The sequence below is a fragment of the Streptomyces sp. D2-8 genome (genome assembly GCF_023184515.1).
Taxonomy (GTDB): Bacteria; Actinomycetota; Actinomycetes; order Streptomycetales; family Streptomycetaceae; genus Streptomyces.
The window spans coordinates 710194-732475 of the sequence record NZ_JAAHBP010000001.1; the positions used below are offsets into that span (position 1 = coordinate 710194).

A 22282-nucleotide genomic window follows, 5' to 3' on the forward strand; every position below is an offset into this window, starting at 1 on the left:
CCGTCGCCTGGTCGTCCAGGAAACAGGGCCCCGCCCCTACCGGCAAAACCCTGTCTTACTAGGCCGGGCCGCATGTCCGGCGCGGCACCGGCCCTGTGACCGGGACCGGGTGCCTACGAACGCGCTTCGTACGTGACGCGGGTCATGTGGGGGGCCTCACTGCCGGGGCGCCTCGAACGTGACCGGCGTCTCGAAGGCCGCCCGGCGCGTGGCCCGGCGCAGCGCCCTGAGGACCGCCGGGCCGAGGGTGAGCGTCAGGACGACCGTGACGACCGCCCGGCCCAGGTCCCAGCCGAGCGAGGTGGCGACGCAGTACGCGACGAAACGGGCCAGGTTCGCGGCGACCGGCGCGTGCGGATCGAAGGCCACGTTCGAGGCGAGGGCGCTCATGAAGGGCCAGCCCGCCATGTTCATCACCGTGCCGTAGGCGAACGCGGCGAGGAAGCCGTAGCCGGCGAGCATCGCGAGCTCGGCCCGGCCGCGCAGCCGGTCCGGTCCGGGCAGCAGGCCCGCGCCCATCGCGAACCAGCCCATCGCCAGCATCTGGAACGGCAGCCATGGCCCGACCCCGCCCGTGAGCAGCGCTGAGGCGAACATGGTCACCGAGCCGAGGACGAACCCGAAGCCCGGGCCGAGCACCCGGCCGCTCAGCACCATCAGGAAGAACATCGGCTCGATGCCCGCGGTACCGGCACCGATCGGCCGCAGAGCCGCTCCGGTGGCGGCCAGCACGCCGAGCATCGCGACCGCCTTCGGACCGAGCCCGGACTCCGAGATCGCCGCGGCCACGACCGCCACCAGCAGCACCAGCAGGCCCGCGAAGAGCCAGGGCGCGTCCTGCGCGTGCGCGCTGAGCTGCGAGGTGGGCGGGGCGAGGAAGGGCCACGTGAAGCCGGCCACGCCCACCGCGCTGACCAGGGCCAGGGCGGCGAGGGAGCGGGGCCCGAGACGGACCGCCCGGGCCTGCCGCTGGGGGTGCGTGCGGGTGGTCTCCCTCAGACTCATCGGCCGGTCTCCTCCAGGGCCGCGCGGACCTGGGACACCGTGAGCCAGTGCTGGGGCGCCAGGATCTTGGTGACCTGCGGCGCGAAGGACGGCGAGGAGACCACGACGTCCGCCATCGGGCCGTCCGCGATCACCTCGCCCTCGGCCAGCAGCACCACCCGGTGGGCGATCTCGGCCGCGAGTTCCACGTCGTGCGTGGCCAGGACGATGGCGTGCCCCTCGGCGGCCAGCGCGCGCAGCACCGTGACCAGCCGGGCCTTCGCCGCGTAGTCCAGGCCCCGGGTCGGCTCGTCCAGCAGGAGCAGCGGGGGCCGGGCGGTCAGCACGACGGCCAGGGCGAGCGCGAGCCGCTGCCCCTCCGAGAGGTCCCGGGGGTGGGCGTCGTCGGTGACGCCGGGCAGCAGCTCGCGGACCAGGGCCCGGCAGGTGCCGGGTTCCGCGCCCGCGTCCTGGTCGGCCGCCGCGCACTCGGCGGCGACGGTGTCGGCGTAGAGCAGGTCGCGAGGCTCCTGGGGGACCAGGCCGACCGTGCGGACGAGGTCCTTCGGCGCGGTGCGGTGGGGTGCGGCTTCGCCGACGCGGACGGTTCCGGAGCTGGGCGTGACGAGGCCTACGAGTGAGTTGAGCAGGGTGGATTTTCCGGCGCCGTTGCGGCCCATGAGGGCGATGGTCTCGCCGGGGGTGATGGTGAGGTCGATGGTGCGCAGGGCTTGGATGCGGGAGCGGGTGACCGAGAGGGCTTGGATGTGGGCGGCGCCTACGGGGGTGGGTTGTGGGGGTCGTTGGCGGGTGCGGGCCGCATGTGGTTGATCGCGCGGTTCCCCGCGCCCCTTGGGGGCGGCGCTTTCCAGCTGCTGCCTCAGGTCTCCTGCCTTGCGGCGGGCGTCGCGGACCGTCAGGGGGAGCGGGGTCCAGCCCGCCAGGCGGCCCAGGGCCACCACCGGGGGGTACACCGGGGACACGGCCATCACCTCGGCCGGGTCGCCCAGGACCGGGGGTGCGCCCGGGGCCGGAAGCAGGACGACCTGGTCGGCGTACTGGATGACGCGTTCCAGGCGGTGTTCGGCCATGAGGACCGTCGTGCCGAGGTCGTGGACGAGCCGCTGGAGGACGGCCAGTACCTCCTCGGCGGCTGCCGGGTCGAGCGCGGAGGTCGGCTCGTCCAGGACGAGGACGCTCGGGTGCGGGGTGAGGACCGAGCCGATCGCGACGCGCTGCCGCTGGCCGCCGGAGAGCGTGGCGATCGGCCGGTCGCGCAGGTCGGCGAGGCCGAGCAGGTCGAGCGTCTCCTCGACGCGGCGGCGCATCACGTCCGGGGCGAGGCCCAGCGACTCCATGCCGTAGGCGAGCTCGTCCTCGACGGTGTCGGTGACGAAGTGGGAGAGCGGGTCCTGGCCGACCGTGCCCACGACGTCGGCCAGTTCGCGCGGCTTGTGCGTGCGGGTGTCGCGGCCCGCGACCGTGACCCGGCCGCGCAGGGTGCCGCCGGTGAAGTGCGGGACGAGTCCGCTGACGGCGCCCAGGACGGTCGACTTGCCGACCCCGGACGGGCCGGCCAGCAGGACGAGTTCGCCTTCCGGGACCTCGAAGTCGATGCCCCGCACGGTGGGTTCGGCGGCCCCGTCGTAGGTCACGGAGACATCCTCGAAGCGGATCACGACGGCTCCTTGGGATCGGGGGCGACGAACGCGGGAAGCAGACCGAGGAGTACGGCCGCGGCCGGCCAGAGGGGGAGGGTGGGGGCGACCAGGGGGACCACGCCCGGGTGCAGGGCCGCGGGGTCGCGGGCCGCGGCGAGGGCGAGCAGGGCCGCCACCGCGACGCCGGAGGCCGTGACCAGCCAGGCGCGCACGTCCCAGCGGTCCGGGCGGTAGCGGGTGCGGACAGTGCGGCGTCCGCCCAGTCTGAGACCCGCGAGGGCTGCGGTGAGACCCGCGAGGAGCAGGGGGAAGCCGTAGCCGGCGCCCTCGGCCGTGAGGAGGCCGTACGTTCCCGCGCAGACGCCGAGCAGACCGCCGAGGGTGAGGGCGGCGGTGGTACGGCGTACGGCGGGCGGGACCTGGGCGGTACGGCCGTAGCCGCGGGCGTCCATCGCGGCGGCGAGCGAGACGGAGCGCTCCAGCGCGCCCTCCAGGACCGGGAGACCCACCTGCAACAGGCCCCTGACGCCCTTGTCCGGGCGCCCGCGCAGACGGCGGGCGGCACGCAGGCGCCGGACGTCGGCGATGAGGTTCGGGGCGAAGGTGAGGGCCACGACGACCGCGACACCCATCTCGTACAGGGCGCCCGGGAGGGACTTGAGCAGGCGGGAGGGGCTGGCGAGGGCGTTCGCGGCGCCGACGCAGATGAGGAGGGTGGCCAGTCTCAGGCCGTCGTACAGGGCGAAGGTGAGGGCTTCCGCGGTCACCTCGCCGCCGAGGCGGATGCCCTGGGCCCAGGCGGGGAGGGGGAGCTCGGGGAGGGTGAGGAGGGTGTGCGTGCCCGGGATGGGGGAGCCGAGGACGGTCGCGAAGAGCAGGCGGACGAGGATCACGGCGAGGGCGAGTTTGACGAAGGCGCCGTAGGAGCGGGACCAGGGGGTGTCGGGCCGGCGGGTGGCCACGACGTAGGCGGAGACCGCGATGAGGAGGGCGAGGAGCAGGGGGTTGGTGGTGCGGGTGGCCGCAGTGCCCAGGGAAAGGGACCAGAGCCACCAGGCGCCGGGGTGCAGGGCGGCCAGGTGCGGGTGCCGGGGGCTGCTACCCACGCCGTCGTACCTGCCAGATCGCCGCCCCGCCCAGGACCACCACCACGGCGATGCCCGCCACCAGGCCCAGGGACGGGCCGTCGTCCGACGGGGAGCTCTGCTCCGCCACCGGCTTCCGCTTCTGTTCCTTCTGGGAGACCTGTTCGCCGCAGCCCGTCTCCGGATAGCCCGAGATCGCGCACAGCAGGGCGTTGGTGTCGTAGCGCAGCGGCTTGGCCACCGCCGCCAGGGCCTCGGCCGTGGTCGCGTCGGGGGAGACCCGGGCGCAGGCCGTGCGGGCGGCGGGCGGGGTTTCGCCGTCGGGGGCGTCCGACGGTGTGCCGAAGTCGATGACCAGGGCCACCCGCTTCCTGCCGTCCTGTGCGGGCGTCTTCGCGCAGATCGTCGCGAAGTCGGCGGTGCCGCGCGGCCGGGACGCGTTCGCGGAGTCCTCGCTCACCGCGAAGCGGAAGCCCTGGACGTCGCCGTCCGAGGGGCGGGCCAGGGACGGGCCCTGGGTGGCGTAGACCCAGTGACCGGCGTCGCGCTGCCAGAACGACCAGTACCGGTAACCGGCGGCCTGGGCCTGGCCGGCCCCCGCGCACAGCAGGAGCGAGGCCAGGAGCAGGAGAACGGCCCGGCGGATCACGGCTGCTGCTGCTTCTTGCGGCCGGTGAACAGGAACCCGATGCCGATTCCGGCGACGAGGAAGATACCGACGTACCACCAGACCCCGAAGAAGTCCGAGCCGGAGTCCTCCTTCTCGTCCGAGGCCTTGGTCTCGGCCTTCCCGGCGGTCTGCGGGGCCGGGCCCGTCGCGTTGAGCTGCTTGACGAGGTCCGCGCCGCCGAAGTCGCGCGGGTTCGTGCCCGTCGCGCGGGCGGCGAAGATCAGCTGGGCGTAGGCGGCCGGACCGCTCTGCGCGGCCCAGGAGGCGGAGTTCTTCTCCAGCCACCGCACGGACTTCTCCGCCTGCGCGGTGTCACCCCGCGCGGCGAGCGCGACGACCGCGTCGGCGGTGTTGCCGTGGTCGGGCTGGGGCTCGGCACCGGCCAGGGCGGACATCAGGTGGTTGTCGTCCTTGGCCAGGGCGGCGGTGAGGTAGCTCGCGCCGTTCGCCGCCGCCTGCTCGGGCGTCTCGGCCTTCTCGCAGGTCGCGTCGGACTTCTTGCCGGGCTCGACGACCATGCCCTGGCCCAGCGCGCCGAGCACACCGGCCGCCGTGGCATCGGCGTTGGCGGCGAGCTTGCCCTTCTTGTCCGGCTGGAACGCGAAGGCGCCGTCGCCGTCCCCGCCGCAGGGCAGCGCGAGCTTCAGCAGCGCGTCGTAGGGGGACTTGCCGCCCTTCTCGACCTGGTCCGGCTTCTCGCCCGCGGCGGCGAGCGCGCCTATGACGATCGACGTCGAGTTGGTGTCGCTGGCACCGCCGGGCGAGTAGCCCCAGCCGCCGTCCTCGTTCTGGACGGACTTCAGCCAGCCGACGGCCTTGCCGGTGACGTCGTCGTGCCCGCCGAGCGCGGTGAGGGCCTGCACGGCGGCGGACGTGGCGTTGGTGTCCAGCATCGTCTTGGCGTCGCACGCGGCGGCGGGGTCGGCGCGGTAGGAGGCGAAGCCGCCGTCCTCGCACTGCTGCCGTGCCAGCCACTCCACCGACTTCGCCGCCGGCTTCACACCCACCGTGTCCTGCGCGAGCAGCGCGAGCGACTGGCGCCAGACGCCGTCGAACTTCGGGTCCTTGCCGCCGTACAGGGCGGAGGGGAACGCCTGTGACGGCGAGGGGGACGGGTCGGCGGCGGCCGGGGTGGCGGCGCCGATCACGGCGACGGCGGCCAGGACCGCGGCGCTGCTGCGGACGTTCATGATCGGCGGGTGCCTCTCCCTGTGGGGGAGCCGGGCAGCACGGGGCACCCCCGGGCGGCTCGGCTCCGTATACCTCGACGGTGCCGTGCACCGGCGGGCTGCCGGGCACGTGAGCCGGTCACGAACCGTACGAAGCGATCCGGCTCACCGCCGCGTGGGCGGTTCACGGTTGCGGGTCAGCGCCGGAATTGCACCGGCTTCCCCCCGTACGGTGTGATGACGACCCGCTTACTGTACCCGCACGTAGAAAACGGGCCGAGGGGGCGGCTTGGGTGTGGCTGGGCGTTCGGGGTTCCGTCGGATACATCGATGGCAAGCAGCACCCGTTCACCACGATCAGCAACGGGGCCAACGGCTCGTGTCACGGAACGCCGGCGAGCCGTAGCAGTGCCGCCGTGCCGGCGGCTGCCAGCACGACCACGAGGAACGGCGCTCTGCGCCAGGCGAGCACTCCGCCGACCAGGACCCCGATCGGCCGGGCGGGACCGGCGAAGGCGTGTCCCTCTGTGAGGGCGGACGTGGCGGCCAGGGCGGCGAGCAGCAGGACCGCCGAGACCTCCAGCAGCTTCTCGGCGCGCTGCGGGAAGCTGACCTTGGCCCGCAACAGTGGCCCCGAGAGGCGCAGCAGGAAGGTCCCGGCCGCCAGGGTGAACATCGCCGCCAGTGCGGGCAGCATCGGTACGGCGTCGCTCACCGTGTGGCTCCTTCCTTCGCCCCGACGGTGTGCTGCGCTTGGACGGTGAACAGCGGCAGCGCGGCCAGGGCGGCCAGGACCGGCAGACCGGCGGGCAGGATCGGGGTGGCGGCCAGGGCCAGCGCCGCGCCGGCCAGCGCGCTCCGTGGGAGGGAGCGTTCCTTCATCGCAGGCAGGATCAGCGCGAGGATCACTGCGGGGAACATGGCGTCCAGACCGAGGGCGCCGGTGTCCCGGACGATGCTGCCGAGCAGCGCGCCCAGCGCGGCACCGACGGGCCAGCAGACCAGGATGCCCAGGCCGCAGGCCCAGTAGGCGGACCGTCTGCGTTCGGGCTCGTCCTGGGCGAGGGCGAAGACGACCGTCTCGTCGTTCATCAGGTGCGTACCCAGTGCGCCGCGTCGGCCCCGGCCCAGGACGTCGGGTACCGCCAGACCGAACGGCAGGTGGCGGGTGTTGACCAGGAGTCCGGCCAGCAGTGCGGCGATCGGGCTGCCCCCGGCGGCGATGATCCCCACGAACAGGAACTCGGAGGAGGCGGCCAGGACGAGCGCCCCCGTCAGCACCGGAAACCACCAGGGAAACCCGGAGGTCACCGCGATGGCGCCGTACGACACGCCGATCACACCGACAGCCAGACACACCAGCGCGATGTCACGCAGCAGAGCCTTGTCCAGTGTTCTCCAAAACGAACGCATGTTGTTTATGCTGAACACAACGCACAGCGTTCGTCAAGATGAACGATTGACCATTGGAGCGAACACAGTGTCCGACACCGACACCGACACCGACCCCGCCCTCAAGCCGCCGATCGAAGTGATCGCCGCCTCCTTGCGGGCGGAACGCGTCCGGGCGGGACTCTCCCTCACCGAGGTCGCCCGCCGGGCCGGGCTCGCCAAATCCACGCTCTCCCAGCTGGAGACCGGCGCAGGGAACCCCAGCCTGGAGACACTGTGGGCGCTCTGTGTGGCCCTGGACATCCCCTTCTCCCGGCTGCTGGCCGCGCCCCGGCCGCAGGTGCAGGTGATCCGCGCGGGGGAAGGGCCGGCCGTCGGATCCACCCAGAGCCACTACCGGGCCACCCTGCTCGCCGCCTCCCCGCCCGCGGCGCGGCGGGACGTCTACCGCGTCACCGCCGAGCCCGGACCGCAACGCTCCTCCGCCCCGCACATGCCCGGCGTCGTAGAACACGTCGTGCTGAGCGCGGGCCGAGCACTGGTCGGCACCACCGAAGACCCGGTCGAACTCCACCCGGGCGACTACATCTGCTACCCGGCCGACGTCCCGCACGTCTTCCAGGCACTGGAACCCGGCACCCACGCGGTACTCGTCTCCGAACACCACTGAGCACCGGACTCCACCCGTCCTTCCCGGCGCGGCGGTCTCGGTGCCCCATGCCCAGACCGCCGTCCATCGGCAGGACCGCGCCGGTGTACGAGATCGACGAGGTGTGGGTGCCGCGCCGCGTGCGTGACGTCGGGGGTGAGTCAGGTGGCAGTGAACTCCTCTTCTCCGCAGCGGAGTTGATCCTCTCCAGGGCTCAGAACGGCTAACGTGGGGCTCCCCGACCACACACGCAGGAGCGTCCATGACCGACCAGGTGGAGAACTCCGAGCAGGAGCCGTTCCCCAAGATCGACACCTCGGTGCCGCACTCGGCCCGGATCTGGAACTACTGGCTGGGCGGGAAGGACAACTACGAAGTCGACCGGGTGGCCGGTGACGCGTTCCGTGAGATCTTCCCCGGGATCGAGACCGGCGCCCGCGCCGCCCGCTACTTCCTCGCCCGCGCCGTGCGCCACCTGGCCGCCGAAGAGGGCATCCGCCAGTTCCTGGACATCGGCACCGGCCTGCCCAACGTGGACAACACCCACCAGATCGCCCAGCGGGTGGCCCCGGAGAGCCGGATCGTCTACGTCGACAACGACCCCCTGGTCCTGGCCCACGCCCGCGCGCTGCTCACCAGCACCCCCGAAGGCGTCACCAACTACGTCGACGCCAACCTGCGCGAGCCGGACACGATCGTCCGGGAGGCCGGGAAGACGCTCGACTTCGACCGGCCCGTCGCCCTCATGCTGATGGGCATCCTGGGCCATGTCGAGGACCACGACGAGGCCCGCTCGATCGTGCGGCAGCTGGTGGACGCCCTGCCTCCCGGCAGCTTCCTGGTGCAGTACGACTCCACCGACACCAGCGAGGACTACGTCCGCGCCATCCAGCAGTACAACGACGGCGGCTCGATCCCGTACATCCTGCGCAGCCCCGAGCAGATCGCGCGCTACTTCGACGGTCTGGAGCTGCTCGAACCGGGCGTGGCGTCCTGCTCGCGCTGGCGTCCCGACGCGGCGGCCCTGGGCCTCCCGGCGGAGGTCCACCAGTACGGCGGCGTCGCCCTCAAACGCTGAGCCGTCAGGTCTCCTGAAGGACGCGGTGCAGGATGGTCGGAGTCTCGTCCGGCGACTCGGCTTCGACCACCAGCCGGTTCATGGCGTCCCAGTAGCACTCGATCTCGGCCGGCCGGTCGGGGTAGAGGGCGCCGGTGAGCTGCTCCAGGTAGACCACGTCGGGCAACTGCCCGCCGGGCAGCCGCAGAATGGTGACCGGACCGCCCTCCGCGGCGTGAGCCCCCGCGAGGAACGGCAGGATCTGTACCGTGACGTGCGGGAGCCGGCAGATCTCGATGAGATGCCTGAGCTGCTCCCGCATCACACGGATGCCGCCCACCGGGCGGCGCAGCGCCGCCTCGTCGATCACGGCCCACAGCTGGGTCGCCGGCTGCCGGTGCAGGATCCGCTGGCGGGCCATCCGCAGCGCGACCCGGCGGTCGATCTCCGCCGCACCGGCGTCCGGGTGCGTGAGCCGGACGGCGGCCCGGGCGTAGTCGGCGGTCTGCAGCAGGCCGGGGACGCGCTGGACCCGGAAGCAGCGGATGAGGCTCGCCGCCTGCTCGGCCCCGAGGTAGGTCTGCCTCCAGGCGGGCACCACATCGCTGTAGGACCGCCACCAGGCAGGGGTGTTGGCCTGCTCGGCCAGCGCCAGCAGGGTGGCGCGCTCGGCCTCGTCCGTGACGCCGTAGAGGGTGAGCAGATCGGCGACGTCACGCAGTTTGAAGCCGTGGCGGCCGGCCTCCATCCGGCTGATCTTGGAGGAGGAGGCGCGGATGACGTGCCCCGCGTCCGCCCGGTTGATGCCCCGCTCCTCCCGCAGCCCGCGCAGCCGGGCGCCGAGGGCGAGGCGCGGCACCATGGGCCCGGCACACCCGCCGTCCAGGGCCCCGCTGCCGGTCGTGGTGCGTGCGGCCTCTTCGGTGCCCATGGGCATCTCTCCCGGTGCGAGCGTTGCGTCCGACCATCCTAGGGGGCGCTCCGCAACGTCAAGAGCCGTATGACGCGTGCACGTTCGGACGAGGGGTGGGTCCGCCGAAGGGAAGGTGCAGGGTCCGTGAGGCGAGCAGCCAGGTCCCGTCGGCCCGGCGGAACGTGTCCTCGTAGTGCCCGATCTGGACCGGCGGTCCGGCCGGGACGACACCACCCTCATAGCCGTCGACGCGGTACGTCGTGAAGTAGGAGACCGCACCGGCCGTGTCCGGTGATGTCACCGTGACCAGGACGTTGGACATCATGCGGCGGGAGAGCCGGTCGGCCGGGCGGGAGCCGAAGTACGTGCGCAACGCGTCGCGGCCCTCGACCAGCCGCCCGTCATGCGGCCACTGCCAGACGCCGTCCTCGGTGAACAGCCCGGCGACGGACGAGGGTTCGCCGAGGTCCAGCCGGTGGACGAAGTCGAGGATGAGGCGCTCGCAGGCGCGTTCGGCGAGGAGGCGTTCCATGGGGTCCATGGGAGTTTCGTAGCAGCCCGGCGGGCCACCCGGCGACGCGGTTTCACCTCACGTCGCACCTAGCCTGCGCCGCCTTCACACCGCCGCGTACGTCACCGGCTCGCTCCCCGGCACCGCCTCCGCCCGCCCCAGCTTCACCAGCCGCCGCAGATGCGCCTCGGCCTCAGATACGGCGATGGTGCGGGAGCCGTAGGGGATCTGCTCCCAGGGGCGGTTCCACTCCATGCGCTCGGCGAGCTGCCAGGGGGTGAGGGGCTCGGCGAGCAGGGCCAGCAGGGCGGTCAGGCGGGACTCGTGGTGGGTGAGCAACTCGCCGACGCGGGCGGCGGCGTCGGAGAACGGGTGCTGGTGGGCCGGGAGGACCTCGGCGGGGGCCAGCCGGCCGACACGTTCCAGGGAGTCGAGGTAGTCGCCCAGGGGGTCGGTGACGGTGGTGTCCTCGGGATCCTCGTAGAGGCCGATGTGCGGGGTGATCCCGGGCAGCAGGTGGTCGCCGGAGAACAGGCGTCCCCGGCCCGGGAGTTGCGCCGGGTGGGTCTCCTCCAGGTGGAGGCATACGTGGCCGGGTGTGTGCCCCGGGGTCCAGATCGCGCGCAGCCGGCGGCCGGGCAGTTCCAGGAGCTCGCCGGGGACGATGTCGCGGTCCGGCAGGGCCGGGGAGAGACCGGGCAGGGTGCGGTGGCGGGGCTGCCGCAGGGGCGCGATGTGCTCCTCGGGCGCGCCCGCCGCGGCGAGCTTGGCCGCCATGTACGAGAACCAGCGCTCGGGACGGGCCTGCCGGGTCCGCCGTACGACCGCGGTGTCCGCCGCGTGCATCGCGATCCAGGCGCCCGACGCCTCCCGGACCCGGCCGGACAGGCCGTGGTGGTCCGGGTGGTGGTGGGTGATGACCACGCCGTGGAGGTCGGCGACCGAGGTGCCGCAGGCCGTGAGGCCCCGCGTGAGGGTGTCCCAGGACTCCGGGTCGTCCCAGCCGGTGTCGATCAGGACCGGGCCGCGGTCGGTGTCGACGACGTACACCAGCGTGTGGCCGAGCGGGTTGTCCGGGATGGGGACCCGGAGGGACCGGACGCCTCCGCCGTGGTCGGTCACCTGTGTCATGGGCTCCCCTGTCGCCGGCTCCCCGTCACTATAACTAGAACGGGTTCCAATGGGAGGCGTCCCGTGCTGTGCGGTCCGTGGACTCCTTCGGGCGGGGCTGGTATCAGTGGGCGTATCTGATGCACCGTCAGAGCACGCTCCCGGGGAGGCAGTCGGCCATGACCGAGCTCGTGGAACACGGACAGCTGTTCATCGGCGGGGAGTTGACCGACCCCCTGGGCCAGGACGTCATCGAGGTGATCTCACCGCACACCGAGGAGGTCATCGGACGCGTCCCGCACGCCTCGACGGCGGATGTGGACCGGGCCGTGGCGGCGGCGCGGCGGGCGTTCGACGAGGGGCCCTGGCCGCGCATGAGCCTCGACGAGCGGATCGAGGTCGTGAGCCGGATCAAGGACGCCGTCACCGTCCGGCACGACGAGATCGCCCGCGTGATCTCCGCCCAGAACGGCTCGCCGTACTCCTGGAGCGTCCTCGCCCAGGCGCTCGGCGCGGTGATGGTCTGGGACTCGGCGATCACCGTCGCACGGAACTTCACCCACGAGGAGCGGCGCGACGGCGTACTGGGCAGGATCCTCGTACGGCGTGAGCCCGTCGGGGTCGTGGCCGCCGTGGCCCCCTGGAACGTCCCGCAGTTCGTCGCCGCCGCCAAGCTCGCCCCCGCGCTGCTCACCGGCTGCACGGTCGTGCTCAAGCCCTCGCCCGAGTCGCCGCTCGACGCCTATCTGCTCGGCGAGATCGCCCGCGAGGCCGGGCTGCCGGAGGGCGTGCTGTCGATCCTGCCCGCCGACCGGGAGGTGAGCGAGTACCTGGTCGGGCACCCGGGGATCGACAAGGTCTCCTTCACCGGGTCGGTCGCGGCCGGCAAGCGCGTGATGGAGGTGGCCGCCCGCAATCTCACGCGCGTCACGCTCGAACTCGGCGGCAAGTCCGCGGCCGTCGTGCTGCCGGACGCGGACGTCGAGACGGCCGTGGCGGGCATCGCCCCCGCGGCCTGGATGAACAACGGGCAGGCCTGCGTCGCCCAGACGCGCATCCTCCTGCCGCGCTCCCGCTACGACGAGTTCGCCGACGCCCTCGCGGCCGCGGCGGGCGCCCTGACGGTCGGCGACCCGCTGGACCCGGCCACCCAGGTGGGCCCGCTGGTGGCCCGGCGGCAGCAGCAGCGCAACCTCGACTACATCCGCATCGGGCAGGAGGAGGGCGCCAAGATCCTCACCGGCGGCGGACGCCCGGCCGGCCTCGACCGCGGCTGGTACGTCGAGCCCACCCTCTTCGGCGACGTCGACAACTCCATGCGCATCGCCCGCGAGGAGATCTTCGGCCCGGTGATCTGCCTGCTGCCCTACGACGACGAGTCCGACGCCGTGAAGATCGCGAACGACTCCGACTACGGGCTGAGCGGCAGCGTCTGGACCGCTGACGTCGAGCACGGCATCGACATCGCCCGCCAGGTCCGTACGGGCACGTACTCCGTCAACACCTTCAGCCTGGACATGCTGGGGCCCTTCGGCGGCTACAAGAACTCGGGCCTGGGGCGGGAGTTCGGGCCCGAGGGGTACGGCGAGTACCTGGAGCACAAGATGATCCACCTCCCGGCGCAGGCGTAGCGATGGGCGACCGCTGGCACGTCGAGGTCGACCGCTCCCTGTGCATCGGCTCCGCGCAGTGCCTCCACCACGCGCCGGAGGGCTTCCGCCTGGACACCGCCCGCCAGTCCCGTCCGGCCGCCCCGGACATGGACGCGAACGAACGGGTGCTGGAGGCGGCGGAGAGCTGTCCGACGGAGGCGATCACGATCACCCTGGGGGACAGCGGCGAGGTCGTGTTCCCGCCGGAGGAGTAGCGCCCGAAAAGTTCCCCTTCAGGGGGTTTCATTCCTGGAGGGGAGTTCTATCCTGGAAGCAGGCCTACGAGGCGAGTGAGGGAGTCCGACCGGAGTGGCCGACGTCGGCTGGAGGCTGCAGTCTCCGCCGGTGCCGACTGAGACGGTAGGGCTGAGAGGCCGAAGGGAGCCGGGCCGAAAACCGGCACCCTGAGGCGACCCCCATCACCTGATCCGGACCATACCGGCGAAGGGAACCCGTCTCGTAGGTCCTTCGCATGTCAGGAGGTCGGCGCGGTCAGGTCGATCAGGCGGCACACCGTCTCGATGTCGATCTTCACCTGGGCGATGGAGGCGCGGCCCGACAGCCAGGTGATCAGCGCCGAGTGCCAGGTGTGCTCGATGACCCGGACCGCCGAGAGCTGCTCCGGGGTCGGGTTCTCCTGGCCCATCGCGTCCAGGATGATCGCCGTCGTCTGACGGGAGACCTGGTCGACCTCCGGACTCACGCTGCGGTCGGCGAACGTCAGCGCGCGGACCATCGCATCGGCCAGATGCGGCTCGCGCTGCAGCGCCCGGAAGGCCCGCATCAGCGTCTCCGCGACCCGCTCGGCCGCCGTCTCGCCCTGCGGGGGCTTCTTCCGCAGTGTGCCGTGCATGTGCTCCAACTGGTCCTGCATCGTGGCGACCAGCAGGTGGATCTTGGAAGGGAAGTAGCGGTACAGCGTGCCGAGCGCCACCTGGGAGGACTCCGCGACCTCGCGCATCTGCACGGCGTCGAAGCCGCCCCGGCTGGCCAGCTGCGCACTCGCGTGCAGGATGCGGCGGCGGCGGGCCTCCTGCCGCTCCGTGAGGGGCGGGGAGGCGGGGGCTGCCGCTCTGGCTTCCACCTTGGCCGGCTTGTTCACCTTGGCGCTCACCTTGGCTTCTGCGGGCATGGTTCGGTCCCGTTCCGTGACCGTCCGTGAGGACGAGTGATCACACAGCATGGCACGGCGCCGGTCGTGGCGTGAATCACCTGATCCACTGCTCACAGTGCCCCTACCTGCCGGTAGATTCAGAGCCTCCGAACGATCAAGTCTGAAACTTGTTCTAGATTAGCGTCCCGGCGTAGTCTCGCGGGACAGTGCAGGGAGAAGGGGGCTCGGAGTGACCGCTGAGGCCAGGGAGGCCGGGGCTCCGGAGGACCCCGCTGCCGACGGCTTGCGACCGCTCAATATCGCGCTCCTCACCTATAAAGGGAACCCGTTCTGCGGCGGGCAGGGTGTCTATGTCCGGCACCTCTCGCGCGAACTGGCCCGCCTCGGCCACCGGGTCGAGGTCATCGGCGCCCAGCCGTACCCCGTCCTCGACGAGGGCTACGACGGGCTGAGCCTCACCGAGCTGCCCAGCCTCGACCTGTACCGCCAGCCGGATCCCTTCCGCACACCGGGGCGCGGCGAGTACCGCGACTGGATCGACGCGCTGGAAGTCGCGACGATGTGGACCGGCGGCTTCCCGGAACCGCTGACGTTCTCGCTGCGCGCCCGCCGCCATCTGCGTGCCCGCCGCGGCGAGTTCGACGTCGTGCACGACAACCAGACCCTCGGCTACGGCCTGCTGGGCGACGTCGGCGCGCCCCTGGTGACGACCATCCACCACCCCATCACCGTCGACCGGCAGTTGGAGCTGGATGCGGCGGAAGGCCGGCAGCGACGCCTGTCGGTGCGGCGCTGGTACGCCTTCACGCGCATGCAGAAACGCGTCGCGCGCCGGCTGCCGTCCGTGCTCACCGTGTCCGGCACGTCGCAGCAGGAGATCATCGACCACCTCGGTGTCCGGCGCGACCGCATCCACGTGGTCCACATCGGCGCCGACACCGACCTGTTCTCGCCGGATCCCTCGGTGCCGGTCGTGCCGGGCCGGATCGTGACGACGTCCAGCGCGGACGTGCCGCTGAAGGGCCTGGTGCATCTCGTCGAGGCGCTGGCCAAGGTGCGGACCGAGCACCCCGGCGCCCATCTCGTCGTCGTCGGCAAGCGGCCCACCGAGGGGCCGGTCGCCCAGGCGATGGAGCGGTACGGCCTCGCCGGGGCCGTCGAGTTCGTCAAGGGCATCTCCGACGCGGAACTCGTCGACCTTGTGCGCTCGGCGCAGGTCGCGTGCGTGCCGTCGCTCTACGAGGGCTTCTCGCTCCCGGCCGCCGAGGCCATGGCGACGGGCACGCCCCTGCTCGCCACGACCGGCGGCGCCCTACCCGAGGTCGCCGGCCGCGACGGGGAGACGTGCCTGGCGGTACCGCCAGGCGACGCGGGCGCGCTGGCCGCCGGCCTGGGCCGACTGCTGGGCGACGCGGACCTGCGCGCCCGCCTCGGCGCGGCCGGACGCGAACGGGTCCTGCGGCACTTCACCTGGGCCAGGGCGGCGGAGGGCACGGTGGCTCGATACCGCGAAGCGATCGACCGGTCCGGTGCCGCCGCCGACCACTCCACGCCGGGGATTTCCGGCCGTTCCGCGACGGCACGTGCGGGCTCCGCGCCGGAGGCCTCCGGTCGCTCCGCGACGGGTGTTCTCGACCGCTCCGCGCCCCGGTCTCCGAGCCGCTCCGCGGCCTCGACGGAGGCCGGCTCCGCCGGGGAGGCGGGTGCCGACTCGGCGGCGTCGGCGGGTGCCGGTGCTGTGGCCGGCGCAGGGGCCGGGGGTGTCGCTTCGGCGGGTGCCGGGGGCGTCACCTCGGCGGGGGCCGTGTCCGCGGCTCCCACAGATGTAGAAGGCGTCAACTCCGAAAGCAGGGCCACGTGCTGACCGTCGACTTCTCCCGGTTCCCGCTCGCCCCGGGGGACCGGGTCCTGGACCTCGGCTGCGGGGCCGGGCGGCACGCGTTCGAGTGTTACCGGCGAGGCGCGCAGGTCGTGGCGCTGGACCAGAACGCCGAGGAGATCCGCGAGGTCGCGAAGTGGTTCGCGGCGATGAAGGAGGCCGGCGAGGCCCCCGAGGGCGCCACCGCCACGGCCATGGAGGGCGACGCCCTCGCGCTGCCCTTCCCCGACGAGTCCTTCGACGTCGTGATCATCTCCGAGGTGATGGAGCACATCCCGGACGACAAGGGCGTCCTCGCGGAGATGGTGCGGGTGCTGAAGCCCGGCGGGCGCATCGCCGTCACCGTCCCGCGCTACGGCCCCGAGAAGGTCTGCTGGACCCTCTCCGACGCCTACCACGAGGTCGAGGGCGGCCACATCCGCATCTACAAGGCGGACGAACTGCTCGCGAAGATCCGCGAGGCCGGGCTCAAGCCCTACGGCACCCACCACGCCCACGCCCTGCACTCGCCCTACTGGTGGCTCAAGTGCGCGTTCGGCGTCGACAACGACAAGGCGCTGCCGGTGCGCGCGTACCACAAGCTGCTCGTCTGGGACATCATGAAGAAGCCGCTGGCCACCCGGGTCGCCGAGCAGGCGCTGAACCCGCTGATCGGCAAGAGCTTCGTGGCGTACGCGACCAAGCCGCACCTGCCGCGTCTGGCCGACAACGGGGCGGACGCCACGTGACCACTCCCCGGACGGAACATCTGGTCCTGCCCGGGGTCCTCACCGCGGGGGAGGCCGCCGCGACCGTCGCCGGCATCCTCGCCGTGCAGCGCGAGGACGGTGCGATCCCGTGGTTCCGGGGGCACCACCTCGACCCGTGGGACCACGTCGAGGCGGCCATGGCCCTCGACACGGCCGGCGAGCACGAGGCCGCCGAGCGGGCCTACCTGTGGCTGGCCCGGCACCAGAACGAGGACGGCTCCTGGTACGCGGCCTACGCCGACGGCGACTCCGGCGCGGTCACCGACCGGGGCCGGGAGACCAACTTCGTCGCCTACATAGCCGTGGGCGTCTGGCACCACCACCTCTCCACCGGCGACGACGCGTTCCTGGACCGGATGTGGCCGACGGTGTACGCGGCGGTGGAGTTCGTGCTCCGCCTCCAGCAGCCCGGCGGTCAGATCGGCTGGCGGCGCGACGACGACGGCACGGAGACGACGGACGCCCTGCTGACGGGGAGTTCCTCCATCCACCACGCGCTGCGCTGCGCCCTGGCCATCGCCGAGCAGCGGGAAGAGGCCCAACCGGACTGGGAGTTGGCCGCAGGCGCCCTGCGGCATGCCATACGGCACCACCCCGAGCGGTTCCTCGACAAGAACCGGTACTCGATGGACTGGTACTACCCGGTGCTCGGCGGTGCGCTGACCGGTGCGGAGGCCAAGGCCCGCATCGAGGAGGACTGGGACCGGTTCGTCGTCCCCGGACTGGGCGTGCGGTGCGTGGTTCCCAACCCGTGGGTCACGGGAGGTGAGTCCGCCGAACTCGCGCTCGCGCTGTGGGCGATGGGCGAATCGGACCGCGCGCTGGAGATCCTGCAGTCGATCCAGCACCTGCGCGATCCGGAGAGCGGGCTGTACTGGACCGGGTACGTCTTCGACGACGAGGCGGTCTGGCCGCGGGAGTTGACCACGTGGACCGCGGGGTCGTTGTTGCTGGCCGTGGCCGCGCTGGGGGGTCACGAGGCCACGTGCCAGGTGTTCGGTGGTACGGACTTGCCTGTCGGGCTCGAGTCGGACTGCTGCGCCTAGGAACTCGGGAGTTGCTGCCGGATGGCGGGGCGCGAGTTGTGTGTGGTTGATCGCGCCCACGCGGCGGAGCCGCATGTCGAACACAGCCCCGCGCCCCTGAGGGCGAAGCCCTGAAGGCGTTCTCAGTGCCGGTGTGCGCGACTGGCTATCGCGTGTCCGATGAACAGGTACACCACTGCTGCCAGGCCGTAGCCGCAGACCACTCGGGCCCACGCCTCGTCGAACGTGAACAGGTCGTGCGACCAGCCTGCGAGCCAGCGGGCCGCGTCGTGGATGAACTGGACGAACGAGTTGCCGGGGTTGGCGTCCAGCAGGTACATCAGGATCCAAAGACCCAGGATGAGGGCCATGATGTCGGCCACGACCGCGACGATCGTGCCGGCTTGATTCGCACCGTTGCGATATCGAGGGGACATACCTTCCGGATTGCCCTTGAACTCCGGATGAAACCCGGGGATTCGCTCAGGAGTTCAACTCCGCGAGTACGCGCAGGGTATGAGGGTCGGGGCTGAGCACGAGGAGGTCCGTCACCGGGCCCTTGCGCCACGACTCCAGTCGCTGTGCGATCCGTTCGCGCGGGCCGACCAGGGAGATCTCGTCGGCGAAGGCGTCGGGGACCGCCAGGACGGCCTCCTCCCGGCGGCCGGAGAGGAACAGCTCCTGGATGCGGCGGGCCTCGGCCTCGAAGCCCATGCGGGCCATCAGGTCGGCGTGGAAGTTGCGGGCCGCGTGGCCCATCCCGCCGATGTAGAAGCCGAGCATCGCCTTGACGGGCAGCAGGCCCTCGGCGACGTCGTCGCAGACCCGGGCCTGGGCCATCGGCGCGACCAGGAACCCTTCGGGCAGCTCGGCCAGGGCCGGGCCGTAGACCTCCGGCCGGGTCGGCGACCAGTACAGCGGCAGCCAGCCGTCGGCGATCCGGATCGTCTGGGCGACGTTCTTCGGGCCCTCCGCGCCGAGCAGGATCGGCAGGTCCGGGCGGAGCGGGTGCGTGATCGGCTTGAGGTGTTTGCCGAGGCCCGTGGCGTCCGGGCCCCGGTACGGGTGGGAGTGGAAGCGGCCCGCCAGTTCGACGGGTGCCTCGCGGCGCAGCACCTGCCGCAGGACGTCGACGTACTCCCGGGTCGCGGTGAGCGGCGAGGCGGGGAACGGGCGGCCGTACCAGCCCTCGACGACCTGCGGGCCGGAGAGGCCGAGGCCCAGCATCATGCGGCCGCCGGAGAGGTGGTCCAGGGTGAGGGCGTGCATCGCGGTCGTGGTCGGTGACCGGGCCGCCATCTGCGCGACCGCGGTGCCGAGACGGACGCGGGACGTGTGGGCCGCGATCCAGGTGAGCGGGGTGAACGCGTCCGAGCCCCAGGACTCCGCCGTCCAGACGGAGTCGTAGCCGAGCCGCTCCGCCTCCTGCGCGAGGGGCACATGGCCGGGGGAGGGGCCGCGGCCCCAGTAGCCGAGCGCGAGACCGAGGCGCATCTCTACTCCTTGACGGTCCGTCAGTTCGGAGCGGGACGCCGACTGTACGACAACGGCCCCCCGCCCGGAAGGGCGAGGGGCCGTGCGTTGCTGCGGGGCTCAGCCGCGCTGGATGCCCGAGGTGTCCTGAAGGACACCGCGGCGGCCGTCCTGCGTCTGGGCGACCAGGGCCGCTCCGCGCTGCTCGACGGCCAGGTACCAGGTACCCGGGGCGAGTTCGGCGATCGGCGTGGGCGAACCGTCCTCCGCGAACAGCGGCCGCGGCACCGGCACCGCGAACCAGAACGGCGAGAAGTCCCCGGCCGGCGGCTGCGGAGCCTGCGCCTGCGCCTGCTGGGGCTGCGGCTGACCGCCGTACGGCTGCCCCGGCTGCGGCTGGCCGTAGCCGCCGGGCTGCTGCGCGCCCGGGTAGCCGTACCCACCGGGAGGCTGGGCGCCGTAGGGCTGCGGGGCGGCCGGACGGGGGGCCGGGAGGAGGGCGCCCTTGAGGGCCGGGACGAGGGGGGTGGCGAGGGCGGCGGCGGCCATCAGCAGCGTGGCGACGAGGGCGAGGATCATGCCGACGCCGGGGCTCGGGACAAAGTCGGAGTTGGTCCCCTCGATGTTGTCGTAGCCACCGGGCACGTCGAAGATGTTGCCGAGCGCGCTCCACGCGGCGAACACCGTGAAGGCGGCGCCGAACTGGCCCAGCTCGATCCCCGCGACCTTCGGGGCCTGCGGCAGGCCCCGGGAGACGACGACGAGCGCGGCGCCGATGATCCCGGCCAGCACGACGCTGAACACGACCGGGCCGCTGCCCCACAGCATGGGGAGGTCGACGCTGTCGGGGACATTGTCGAACGAGTAGAGGTCGAGGAACGACGCGATCAACAGCAATACCGCTGCTCCGATCACCACGCCGTCGCCCCGAGTGAGGGAGCGGATATTCACTTCAGGTCCTTCGTAGGTCGTCTCATCGTCGGTAGAGGCGTCGCTGTCACCATGCCGCCGTCCGGACTCGGTGTGAAGCGCGGGGGTGGCCCCTCATCGTAAGGAGGACCCTATCGTCCGCCCGATCAGGGTGTCCGCCGGGATCTGCCGGTCCGGGACTACCCGCGCAGGAAACTCACGATTCCCTCAGAGATCCCTCGCGCCGCCTTCTGTCGCCACGCGCCGCTGGTGAGCAACGCCGCGTCCTTGCTATCGCGCATGTTGCCGCACTCGATGAACACCTTGGGAACCGTTGACAGATTGAGACCGCCCAGGTCCTTACGCGTGACGAGACCGCCGCCGTCGCCGATGTAGTTGGAGGGCGCGCTGCCGGTGACGGCCACGAAGCGGCCCACGATGTGGTCGCCGAGGTCGCGGGAGGGAGCGACGATCGCCCGGGTGTCCGCGGCGCCCGCCTCGACCGCGCCGGGCAGGATCACGTGGAAGCCGCGGTTGCCGGAGCCCGAGCCGTCCGCGTGGATCGAGACCACGGCATCTGCCTTCGCCTCGTTGCCGATCCGGGCCCGCTCGTCCACGCACGGCCCGTACGGCCGGTCGCCGTCCTGCGTCAGCTTCACCGTGGCGCCCTGCTCCTGAAGGAGCGTGCGCATCCGGTGCGCCACGTCCAGCGTGAACTTGGCCTCGGTGTAACCGTCGTTGGTGGATGTGCCCGTGGTGTCGCACTCCTTCCGGTTCGTCCCGATGTCCACCGTGCGGTTGATCTCGGACGCGTGCTGGAAGTTGCCCGGGTTGTGCCCCGGGTCGATGACGACGACCTTGCCCTTGAGCGGGCCGGAGGCGGCGGGCGCGGAGGCCGAGGACGTGTCCGTGGGCTTCGGGGAGGCGCTCGGCTCCTTGGCGTCGTCGGACGGCGCGCTCGACGCGGCGGGCGGGGAGGACCGTACGGTCGCCTGCCCCGGACCCCCGCCGTCCCCCGAGCCGCCCACCGTCTCGTACACCAGCCAGCCGAGCAGCGCCCCCGGCACCAGCGCGGCGAGCGCGACGGTCAGGGGGCCGCGGCGGGGGCGGCGGGGCTGGGGAGGTTCGAAGTCCGGGCCTGCGTACGACACGGCTGCCACCCTAGCGGCCGTACGTGAGGGCAGCGGGCCGAGGACGGCCCGACAGGGCGCGCGCTACCCCCCGTTCCCGCCGCCGTCCCCGTGCCGTACCGCCTCCTTCACCCGCGCCTCCACCTCCTGGCGCGGGGTGCCCTCCTGCTTCGCGTACCCGGTCACCGCCGCCTGGACGTCCCGGGCGAGATCACGCCAGGCGCGCCAGGCCGTCTCCCACGTGGTGGTCTGCTGGTCGCTCCACTTGGTCTGGGTGGGCGGCCCGTACGCGTCCTGGAGGTGACGCACGCGGGCGTACGCCTCGTCCGCCGCGCGCTGCTTCTCCACGAGCTCTTCGAAGGTGTCTGCCACGCGCCCGGATCCTTGGGCAGCGCCGGTCGCCCGCCGACTCGCCACGCCGCCCCTGGGCCGACCGTGAGGGGGTGCGGGGGGTGCAGTTCACCCGCCCAGCCGCCGGAGGGCGTGGCAGTGCGTCAGATGCCCGGCCCCGTGCGCCGCAGGACCCGCAGCGAGTCCGTCGCCGAGACCTCGGTGAACGCGCCGGAGGCGAGGGCCCGGAGGTAGACGCGGTAGGGGGCCTGGCCGGTGAACTCGTCCTGCGGGTCGGGGAAGACGTCGTGGATGAGCAGCAGGCCGCCCTCGGCGACGTGCGGGGCCCAGCCCTCGTAGTCGGCGGTGGCGTGCTCGTCGGTGTGGCCGCCGTCGATGAAGACGAACCCCAGCGGCGTCCGCCAGAACGCGGCGATCCGCGGGGAACGCCCGACCAGCGCGACCACGTGCTCCTCCAGACCCGCCCGGTGGAGCGTGCGGCGGAACGTGGGCAGCGTGTCCATCAGGCCGATCTCGGGGTCGACCGTCTCCGGGTCGTGGTACTCCCAGCCCGGCTGCTGCTCCTCGCTCCCGCGGTGGTGGTCGACGGTGAGCGCGCTGACCCCGGCCTCGCGGGCCGCGTCGGCGAGCAGGATCGTGGACCGGCCGCAGTAGGTGCCGACCTCCAGCAGCGGCAGCCCGAGCCGCCCGGCCTCCACGGCCGCCGCGTACAACGCCAGACCCTCGCCGGCGGGCATGAACCCCTTCGCCGCCTCGAAGGCGGCCAGGATCTCGGGCTTCGGGGCCGCGTGCATGGGGT

Annotated in this window: 25 protein-coding genes and 1 riboswitch; of the genes, 8 read left to right on the forward strand and 17 right to left on the reverse strand. The window is 72.5% G+C overall.

Features of this window, described 5'->3' with window-relative positions; all coding sequences use genetic code 11:
• Nucleotides 1-156: 156 nt before the first annotated feature.
• The 7 genes from G3I77_RS03185 to G3I77_RS03215 form a co-directional block, all read right to left on the reverse strand.
• Nucleotides 157-1005 (reverse strand): ECF transporter S component, encoded by an 849-nt coding sequence (locus G3I77_RS03185; protein ID WP_248500917.1) that lies wholly within the window; start codon nucleotides 1003-1005, stop codon nucleotides 157-159.
• The gene (locus tag G3I77_RS03190) at nucleotides 1002-2663 is read right to left on the reverse strand and encodes an ABC transporter ATP-binding protein (RefSeq protein ID WP_248500919.1); all 1662 of its coding nucleotides are present in this window, start codon (nucleotides 2661-2663) and stop codon (nucleotides 1002-1004) included. Before G3I77_RS03190 ends, G3I77_RS03185 begins: the two co-directional genes overlap by 4 nt.
• A complete protein-coding gene (locus tag G3I77_RS03195) occupies nucleotides 2660-3751 on the reverse strand; it encodes an energy-coupling factor transporter transmembrane component T (protein ID WP_248500920.1) in 1092 nt (363 codons plus the stop codon). Before G3I77_RS03195 ends, G3I77_RS03190 begins: the two co-directional genes overlap by 4 nt.
• Complete coding sequence (locus tag G3I77_RS03200) at nucleotides 3744-4379, reverse strand: SCO2322 family protein (RefSeq protein ID WP_248500922.1); 636 nt, start codon at nucleotides 4377-4379, stop codon at nucleotides 3744-3746. The genes G3I77_RS03195 and G3I77_RS03200 overlap by 8 nt, the downstream gene beginning before the upstream one ends.
• Nucleotides 4376-5590: a prenyltransferase/squalene oxidase repeat-containing protein gene (locus G3I77_RS03205; protein ID WP_248500924.1), complete on the reverse strand. Its 1215-nt coding sequence runs from the start codon at nucleotides 5588-5590 to the stop codon at nucleotides 4376-4378. The genes G3I77_RS03200 and G3I77_RS03205 overlap by 4 nt, the downstream gene beginning before the upstream one ends.
• Before the next feature lie 136 nt (nucleotides 5591-5726).
• Nucleotides 5727-5793, reverse strand: a riboswitch (cobalamin riboswitch).
• 158 nt (nucleotides 5794-5951) lie between these two features.
• Nucleotides 5952-6266 (reverse strand): AzlD domain-containing protein, encoded by a 315-nt coding sequence (locus tag G3I77_RS03210; RefSeq protein WP_248501452.1) that lies wholly within the window; start codon nucleotides 6264-6266, stop codon nucleotides 5952-5954.
• A 14-nt stretch (nucleotides 6267-6280) separates the two neighbouring features.
• Nucleotides 6281-6982, reverse strand: coding sequence for an AzlC family ABC transporter permease (locus G3I77_RS03215; RefSeq protein WP_248500925.1), 702 nt, complete (start codon nucleotides 6980-6982; stop codon nucleotides 6281-6283).
• Nucleotides 6983-7049: 67 nt separating this feature from the next.
• Here G3I77_RS03215 and G3I77_RS03220 point away from each other — a divergent pair, with 67 nt between their 5' ends.
• Genes G3I77_RS03220 through G3I77_RS03230 form a run of 3 tightly spaced genes read left to right on the forward strand, consistent with a single transcriptional unit; the run spans nucleotide 7050 to nucleotide 8688 of the window.
• Nucleotides 7050-7631, forward strand: coding sequence for an XRE family transcriptional regulator (locus G3I77_RS03220; protein ID WP_248500926.1), 582 nt, complete (start codon nucleotides 7050-7052; stop codon nucleotides 7629-7631).
• Nucleotides 7632-7678: 47 nt separating this feature from the next.
• Nucleotides 7679-7837, forward strand: coding sequence for a hypothetical protein (locus G3I77_RS03225; RefSeq protein WP_248500927.1), 159 nt, complete (start codon nucleotides 7679-7681; stop codon nucleotides 7835-7837).
• A 35-nt stretch (nucleotides 7838-7872) separates the two neighbouring features.
• Complete coding sequence (locus tag G3I77_RS03230; RefSeq protein WP_248500928.1) at nucleotides 7873-8688, forward strand: SAM-dependent methyltransferase; 816 nt, start codon at nucleotides 7873-7875, stop codon at nucleotides 8686-8688.
• Nucleotides 8689-8692: 4 nt separating this feature from the next.
• Here G3I77_RS03230 and G3I77_RS03235 read toward each other — a convergent pair whose 3' ends face one another.
• From G3I77_RS03235 to G3I77_RS03245, 3 genes are all read right to left on the reverse strand, one after another.
• Entirely contained in the window at nucleotides 8693-9598 is a 906-nt protein-coding gene (locus G3I77_RS03235) for a helix-turn-helix transcriptional regulator (protein ID WP_248500929.1), read from the reverse strand.
• Nucleotides 9599-9656: 58 nt separating this feature from the next.
• Complete coding sequence (locus G3I77_RS03240; protein WP_248500930.1) at nucleotides 9657-10121, reverse strand: nuclear transport factor 2 family protein; 465 nt, start codon at nucleotides 10119-10121, stop codon at nucleotides 9657-9659.
• 75 nt (nucleotides 10122-10196) lie between these two features.
• Complete coding sequence (locus G3I77_RS03245) at nucleotides 10197-11222, reverse strand: MBL fold metallo-hydrolase (protein ID WP_248500931.1); 1026 nt, start codon at nucleotides 11220-11222, stop codon at nucleotides 10197-10199.
• A gap of 158 nt (nucleotides 11223-11380) precedes the next feature.
• Between G3I77_RS03245 and G3I77_RS03250 the strand changes: the two genes are divergently transcribed.
• The gene (locus tag G3I77_RS03250) at nucleotides 11381-12832 is read left to right on the forward strand and encodes an aldehyde dehydrogenase (RefSeq protein WP_248500932.1); all 1452 of its coding nucleotides are present in this window, start codon (nucleotides 11381-11383) and stop codon (nucleotides 12830-12832) included.
• 2 nt (nucleotides 12833-12834) lie between these two features.
• Nucleotides 12835-13068: a ferredoxin gene (locus G3I77_RS03255; protein WP_248500933.1), complete on the forward strand. Its 234-nt coding sequence runs from the start codon at nucleotides 12835-12837 to the stop codon at nucleotides 13066-13068.
• Nucleotides 13069-13328: 260 nt separating this feature from the next.
• Here the strand turns inward: G3I77_RS03255 and G3I77_RS03260 are convergent, their stop codons facing one another.
• Nucleotides 13329-13985 (reverse strand): TetR family transcriptional regulator, encoded by a 657-nt coding sequence (locus G3I77_RS03260; RefSeq protein ID WP_248500934.1) that lies wholly within the window; start codon nucleotides 13983-13985, stop codon nucleotides 13329-13331.
• 211 nt (nucleotides 13986-14196) lie between these two features.
• Here G3I77_RS03260 and G3I77_RS03265 point away from each other — a divergent pair, with 211 nt between their 5' ends.
• Genes G3I77_RS03265 through G3I77_RS03275 form a run of 3 tightly spaced genes read left to right on the forward strand, consistent with a single transcriptional unit; the run spans nucleotide 14197 to nucleotide 17641 of the window.
• On the forward strand, nucleotides 14197-15831 hold the full coding sequence (locus G3I77_RS03265) for a glycosyltransferase family 4 protein (protein WP_248500935.1): 1635 nt from the start codon (nucleotides 14197-14199) through the stop codon (nucleotides 15829-15831).
• Nucleotides 15825-16574 carry a class I SAM-dependent methyltransferase gene (locus tag G3I77_RS03270; protein WP_248500937.1) on the forward strand — a complete coding sequence of 250 codons (750 nt, stop codon included), beginning with the start codon at nucleotides 15825-15827 and terminating at the stop codon, nucleotides 16572-16574. The genes G3I77_RS03265 and G3I77_RS03270 overlap by 7 nt, the downstream gene beginning before the upstream one ends.
• Nucleotides 16571-17641, forward strand: a complete 1071-nt coding sequence (locus tag G3I77_RS03275; RefSeq protein WP_248500939.1) for a prenyltransferase — start codon at nucleotides 16571-16573, stop codon at nucleotides 17639-17641. The genes G3I77_RS03270 and G3I77_RS03275 overlap by 4 nt, the downstream gene beginning before the upstream one ends.
• A gap of 122 nt (nucleotides 17642-17763) precedes the next feature.
• Here G3I77_RS03275 and G3I77_RS03280 read toward each other — a convergent pair whose 3' ends face one another.
• From G3I77_RS03280 to G3I77_RS03305, 6 genes are all read right to left on the reverse strand, one after another.
• A complete protein-coding gene (locus G3I77_RS03280) occupies nucleotides 17764-18057 on the reverse strand; it encodes a hypothetical protein (protein WP_184911953.1) in 294 nt (97 codons plus the stop codon).
• 46 nt (nucleotides 18058-18103) lie between these two features.
• The gene (locus G3I77_RS03285) at nucleotides 18104-19114 is read right to left on the reverse strand and encodes an LLM class F420-dependent oxidoreductase (RefSeq protein ID WP_248500940.1); all 1011 of its coding nucleotides are present in this window, start codon (nucleotides 19112-19114) and stop codon (nucleotides 18104-18106) included.
• Nucleotides 19115-19213: 99 nt separating this feature from the next.
• A complete protein-coding gene (locus tag G3I77_RS03290) occupies nucleotides 19214-20044 on the reverse strand; it encodes a DUF5336 domain-containing protein (RefSeq protein WP_248500941.1) in 831 nt (276 codons plus the stop codon).
• A 158-nt stretch (nucleotides 20045-20202) separates the two neighbouring features.
• Nucleotides 20203-21153, reverse strand: a complete 951-nt coding sequence (locus G3I77_RS03295; RefSeq protein ID WP_248500942.1) for an N-acetylmuramoyl-L-alanine amidase — start codon at nucleotides 21151-21153, stop codon at nucleotides 20203-20205.
• A 63-nt stretch (nucleotides 21154-21216) separates the two neighbouring features.
• Nucleotides 21217-21504, reverse strand: a complete 288-nt coding sequence (locus G3I77_RS03300) for a hypothetical protein (RefSeq protein ID WP_248500943.1) — start codon at nucleotides 21502-21504, stop codon at nucleotides 21217-21219.
• Nucleotides 21505-21626: 122 nt separating this feature from the next.
• On the reverse strand, nucleotides 21627-22277 hold the full coding sequence (locus G3I77_RS03305; protein WP_248500944.1) for a class I SAM-dependent methyltransferase: 651 nt from the start codon (nucleotides 22275-22277) through the stop codon (nucleotides 21627-21629).
• Nucleotides 22278-22282: the final 5 nt, after the last annotated feature.

Excerpts from the sequence above, each read along its gene's own strand:
- G3I77_RS03185 (WP_248500917.1), bottom strand. The coding sequence starts at position 1,005 with ATGAGTCTGAGGGAGACCACCCGCACGCACCCCCAGCGGCAGGCCCGG.
- G3I77_RS03205 (WP_248500924.1), bottom strand. The coding sequence starts at position 5,590 with ATGAACGTCCGCAGCAGCGCCGCGGTCCTGGCCGCCGTCGCCGTGATC.
- G3I77_RS03210 (WP_248501452.1), bottom strand. The coding sequence starts at position 6,266 with ATGCTGCCCGCACTGGCGGCGATGTTCACCCTGGCGGCCGGGACCTTC.
- G3I77_RS03215 (WP_248500925.1), bottom strand. The coding sequence starts at position 6,982 with ATGCGTTCGTTTTGGAGAACACTGGACAAGGCTCTGCTGCGTGACATC.
- G3I77_RS03225 (WP_248500927.1), top strand. The coding sequence starts at position 7,679 with ATGCCCAGACCGCCGTCCATCGGCAGGACCGCGCCGGTGTACGAGATC.
- G3I77_RS03230 (WP_248500928.1), top strand. The coding sequence starts at position 7,873 with ATGACCGACCAGGTGGAGAACTCCGAGCAGGAGCCGTTCCCCAAGATC.
- G3I77_RS03235 (WP_248500929.1), bottom strand. The coding sequence starts at position 9,598 with ATGGGCACCGAAGAGGCCGCACGCACCACGACCGGCAGCGGGGCCCTG.
- G3I77_RS03240 (WP_248500930.1), bottom strand. The coding sequence starts at position 10,121 with ATGGACCCCATGGAACGCCTCCTCGCCGAACGCGCCTGCGAGCGCCTC.
- G3I77_RS03245 (WP_248500931.1), bottom strand. The coding sequence starts at position 11,222 with ATGACACAGGTGACCGACCACGGCGGAGGCGTCCGGTCCCTCCGGGTC.
- G3I77_RS03250 (WP_248500932.1), top strand. The coding sequence starts at position 11,381 with ATGACCGAGCTCGTGGAACACGGACAGCTGTTCATCGGCGGGGAGTTG.
- G3I77_RS03255 (WP_248500933.1), top strand. The coding sequence starts at position 12,835 with ATGGGCGACCGCTGGCACGTCGAGGTCGACCGCTCCCTGTGCATCGGC.
- G3I77_RS03260 (WP_248500934.1), bottom strand. The coding sequence starts at position 13,985 with ATGCCCGCAGAAGCCAAGGTGAGCGCCAAGGTGAACAAGCCGGCCAAG.
- G3I77_RS03280 (WP_184911953.1), bottom strand. The coding sequence starts at position 18,057 with ATGTCCCCTCGATATCGCAACGGTGCGAATCAAGCCGGCACGATCGTC.
- G3I77_RS03285 (WP_248500940.1), bottom strand. The coding sequence starts at position 19,114 with ATGCGCCTCGGTCTCGCGCTCGGCTACTGGGGCCGCGGCCCCTCCCCC.
- G3I77_RS03305 (WP_248500944.1), bottom strand. The coding sequence starts at position 22,277 with ATGCACGCGGCCCCGAAGCCCGAGATCCTGGCCGCCTTCGAGGCGGCG.